This is a genomic window from Ketogulonicigenium robustum, assembly GCF_002117445.1.
Taxonomy (GTDB): Bacteria; Pseudomonadota; Alphaproteobacteria; order Rhodobacterales; family Rhodobacteraceae; genus Ketogulonicigenium; species Ketogulonicigenium robustum.
This window is the reverse complement of record NZ_CP019942.1, coordinates 1-4,211: the sequence shown is the minus strand read 5'-3', so window position 1 is coordinate 4,211 and position 4,211 is coordinate 1. Positions and strand designations below refer to the sequence as shown.

General features: G+C 61.8%; 5 protein-coding genes. 2 read left to right on the top strand and 3 right to left on the bottom strand.

Annotation, left to right across the window (positions count from 1 at the left end):
• The first annotated feature begins 523 nt into the window (after positions 1-523).
• Positions 524-910, top strand: a complete 387-nt coding sequence (locus BVG79_RS13925) for a helix-turn-helix domain-containing protein (RefSeq protein WP_085787625.1) — start codon at positions 524-526, stop codon at positions 908-910.
• On the opposite strand, the gene BVG79_RS13365 is transcribed toward BVG79_RS13925, so the two are convergent.
• The gene (locus tag BVG79_RS13365) at positions 893-1,252 is read right to left on the bottom strand and encodes a hypothetical protein (RefSeq protein WP_085787624.1); all 360 of its coding nucleotides are present in this window, start codon (positions 1,250-1,252) and stop codon (positions 893-895) included. The two genes, BVG79_RS13925 and BVG79_RS13365, sit on opposite strands and share 18 nt — an antisense overlap.
• A gap of 56 nt (positions 1,253-1,308) precedes the next feature.
• Positions 1,309-1,599 carry a hypothetical protein gene (locus BVG79_RS13360; protein ID WP_085787623.1) on the bottom strand — a complete coding sequence of 97 codons (291 nt, stop codon included), beginning with the start codon at positions 1,597-1,599 and terminating at the stop codon, positions 1,309-1,311.
• 171 nt (positions 1,600-1,770) lie between these two features.
• Between BVG79_RS13360 and mobQ the strand changes: the two genes are divergently transcribed.
• On the top strand, positions 1,771-2,751 hold the full coding sequence (gene mobQ, locus BVG79_RS13355; RefSeq protein WP_198167946.1) for a MobQ family relaxase: 981 nt from the start codon (positions 1,771-1,773) through the stop codon (positions 2,749-2,751).
• On the opposite strand, the gene BVG79_RS13350 is transcribed toward mobQ, so the two are convergent.
• Positions 2,673-3,980: a hypothetical protein gene (locus tag BVG79_RS13350; protein ID WP_157115763.1), complete on the bottom strand. Its 1,308-nt coding sequence runs from the start codon at positions 3,978-3,980 to the stop codon at positions 2,673-2,675. The genes mobQ and BVG79_RS13350 overlap by 79 nt on opposite strands.
• Positions 3,981-4,211: the final 231 nt, after the last annotated feature.

Here is a 4,211-nt window from a genome sequence, read left to right as displayed (position 1 = left end):
CGCGTCTCCCGTTGAGGGTGGACGCGGTCTCAAGCATGTTGATTCTTGCGAATGACATGGCTATATCTCTCCAAAGTTCTGAGGACGACGCGGGGACCGCGAAATCACAGCGTTCGTCCAGGTTAAGGGCTCCGGTTAATCCCGGAGCCTTTCCATTTCATATGAACGACATCCGGAAAAATCAACATATTGATGCCGCTGGACGATGTGCGGCCAAGATGTGCTGCAGTATTCCCGGCGGGCGGAACCGTTCCGATATTTGAAGTCTCCACGCTTCCGCCCGCCTAATGTCGTTCTGTCGTTGAACTTTCATAAAGGTGAAACCCTGCTGGTTTCCCCCGGCGGCAAAGCCGCCTCCCCCTTCCTGCCTCACAAAAAAAGGGAAAAGGCCCGTTTCAACCGATCGACGCAATCTCCTTTCACGGTATCCAGATACCTTTTCTGGTGAAGCCATCCGAAACAAAGGCCGCGAGTCGTCACACCTGGGCTTGACCGACGCGAATCACTCGGACAGTGTCCGGTCATGGACCACATGCTGACCCCAAAACAGGCGGCGGCCCGTGCGGGCTGCGGGCGTTCCTCTATCATGAGGGCGTTAAAGTCCCAATCTTTGCCCGCTATACGCGATAATGAGAACCGCTGGCAGATTGACCCGGACGCCCTTGACCGTTGGGCCGGTCACAGGCCGGACAATGACCGGTCTATGACCGAACACGGACCGGCCACACCTTCGGACACCCAAACGGACACCCCGGAGACCTTGGCACGGCTCGCCGTTGCCGAGGCCCGGTTGAGTGATGCCCTGTCCCGCGTCGAAGATTTGCAGAGAGAACGGGATGAATGGCGGGCACAGGCACAAGCCTTGACCCGTCAGCCCGGTTGGCTGGACCGCCTACTGGGTCGAACCTGACCCCCCATCGTCACCTTTGGCCTCACCAGCGGATTGCTTGTGAACCAAGGCCAGCAGTTCCTTGACCTGTTCCACGCTACCCGCTTCGGCTTCAATATCGCCCATCTTGACGCGGACCTTTCGGCCTTGTCTCGCAGCCACCCATCCACCGATAGCACCAATCACAGCCGGACCGAGGGTTGTGGCCATCATCGTGAACTCACCCAAAAAAGTGATGCCACCAGAGCCAGCCGAGTCCCTGATGAACGCTCGCTCCGAATATTTTATGTCCTGTTCTTTCAGGATGGTGCGGAACTCCCCGGCATCTTCTTTCGGGAAAACCGCGATTTCTAAATCACTCATGGAATGCTCCTTTTGCCCATGAGGTAATAATGCCCTGCCAATGAGCACCGAGCAAATCAGCCGGGTTGCTCTTTCGAAACGGTCTCGGGCTTTGGAAGTGTCCACCCCTCGAACAGTGCCCGGTCTCTCTCTGGCATCGAGGCAATCGCCATCCGCAGCACCTTGACCCATTGAGGATCTTTTGCAGCTTGCCCGATAACCGCACCGCCCAGGACGATTTTCCGCCGTGCGTCCTTTTTTCGGTCCTCTGCCCGAAGTTTTGCCCCGGCTTGTCGTATCTGGGCCTCTGCCCTCGCCTTGGCCTCTTTGGCCCGCTCTAACTGCCTTTCTACTGAAGTTCTTGCCATTTTCCGTCCTCCTTCATAGGGCCTATATGAACGGAGAGGGAACGAAGCAAGAAGTTCTCAAGAACCCGAAGGGCGCACTTACACAAACTCTGGGGAGTTTGTTTCGGGCGCCCTACCGGGGGTCATCTCGCCGATGGGGCGTCTCCGACGGTAAAAAGAGGAGGGGCCGCCGTGGCGATATATCACCTGTCCGCGTCCATTATCGGGCGAAGCGATGGCCGGTCAGCCGTTGCCGCGTCAGCATATCGGGCCGGGGCCGACATGACCGACCCGGACACCGGGACGCGGCACGACTACACCCGAAAGCGAGGCGTCCGGGCAACCTTCATGGAGTTGCCCGAAGGTGCCCCCGATTGGGCCACCGACCGCCCGAGCCTCTGGAACGCCGTCCACGCGAAGGAGACGCGGAAGAACTCGCGGCTTTCGCGTGAGATCCGCGTGGCCCTTCCCGCCGAGCTGGACGCCGAAGCCCAAGCCCGGCTTGTCCGCACCTGGGCACGGGACCACCTGGCCGCCGCCGGCATCGTCGCGGACATCGCCATTCACGAGCCGAGCCGCGAAGGCGACGACCGCAACACCCATGCCCACATCATGACCACCCTGCGGCGTTTCGACGGGGCAACCGTGGACGGATGGGCGAAGGGTGCCGCCCGCGACCTGAACGACAAGGCGTTCCTCGAGAACCTGCGGGCATCGTGGGAGACCGCCCAGAACGCCGCACTGGAGGCCGCCGGGTCAACCGCACGGGTTGACCACCGCACCCTTGCCGCACAGCATGAGGACGCCTTGGCCGCAGGTGATGACTTACTGGCCGCCGTCCTCAACCGCCCCCCGGAACCTCACCTGGGCGTGTCGGCCCAAGCGATTGACCGCCGGGCCGGGCGTCCGGTCAGCAACCGGGGCCGGGCCTTGGCGGAGGTCAGGGAGACCCGCACCCGGCTCATGACGGCATACGACACGGCACGGAGGGCCGCCGTGTTCATCGCAACGACCACCGCCGGGCTTGTTGACCGGGTGTCCGGTGCCCGGTCAGAGACCGGACACCCCATTGCCCGAATGTTCGGCCTTGGCCGTCATGCGGCAACTGTTGCCGACACCGTGCCAGAACCGTCCCGCCCATCGCCGGACGACGATACCCCGTCCCCGTCCTGACCCGCCTCAAACCGTGCCGATGCAGCGGCCTCTTTAAGCCCACTCTGTGCCTCTTCGGCGGCCCTGTGCTGTCTGGCCATCCAGAAATCCAGAATGGCCGCACCACGCATGGCTTCGGCCTCGGCGTCCCGTGCCTCGTCCAGACCTGCCCGGACCACCACCGCCTCAGCGGTTCCGTGCATGTCCAGATGTGCGGCCACCATGTCCAACACGGCGGCCCTGACTTCCTCGGGCGACACCTCGGCCCCCATCCAATCGTGGCCGAACTTCTCGGCCACGATGCGTGACACCGCCGCCTTGCAGAAGGTCCGGGCATACTGCTCCAGACCGTATGCAGCCTTGTCCTCGACCGTCCGAGCGTCAGGCGCCTTGATGACCCTCTGAACTGCCATTGATGCCCCTTTCTCGACTTCGATTAGTGCCGCAATTTGCTCGACCATGCTACGAACCCAATGGACGGTCCCCAGCAGACGCCACGCCCCATTCCGTGCCAGACCTGCGGCCCCGGCCTTCTTGTCCGATTTGGGCGAAAACCGGAACTCAACCCGCACAAGATGCGGGTCCGCGTCCTCGATGGCCAACTTGCCGTCCGCCACCCGTTCAAGGTCTTTCTGATAAACCTTCACGGACGCCTCACCCTTGCCCCAATAGAAGGTCCGGCCCGTGTCGCTCTCGATGACACGCGGGGCCGCCATCTTGGACGCCTTGGACATGCGGCGGGCATAGTCCAGCAAGGCGTCCATCAAACCCTCTTGGCTATGGTCCATCGACACGTCAGCACGAGCCAGCAGGGAGGGACCAAAGGCGTTCAGGGCCTGCGGGGCCAGCAGCGCACAACGACCATCACCACCGGGTATTTCAAGGCTCGGCATGTTTCTGGCATGCCCTGCCCGCACCGTAGCCCGGCGTTCCTCATCAATGGGTGAGTCCGCGTAATGCAAGGCACCCGCGAAACCGTCCGTCCCGTTGCCCACGCGTTGAGTGTGCAGACCAGCCAGCACAGACCAGAGACAAAAGGCATCCCGTGCCTCTCTTGCCTCTTCCTCGCCCATCCTGTCCTCGTAGTGAATGACACGCATGGCCTCAACGCGTTCAGTGCCCGTTAAGCGGGCAGCCTCGGCAACCTCCGACGGGTCAGCCCTGCGGCGTTCGCCCTTGCCGTTCCGCCCGTTAGGCAACGTGATTGTGAGCCAGTCGAAAAACCACGCCGTTTGCAGCCATTTTTCCATGACCGGGCTGGTTTTCTTGCCCTTCCTTCGCTTCTCCGAAGGTGGGGGGCACTTTGGGGCACAAACCGCCGGTTTTACGCCGTTCGGGGCCTGCTTTTCACATTGAAAATCAGGTGTTTGCCCCGAACTACCCCCCCTGTTAGCATGTGGGGGGTTTTGGGCCTTGCGGCGGACCTCATCGAGAGCCGCGACCGCCTGCTGTGAAAGGGTTTTACCGCCGTGGACCATCAT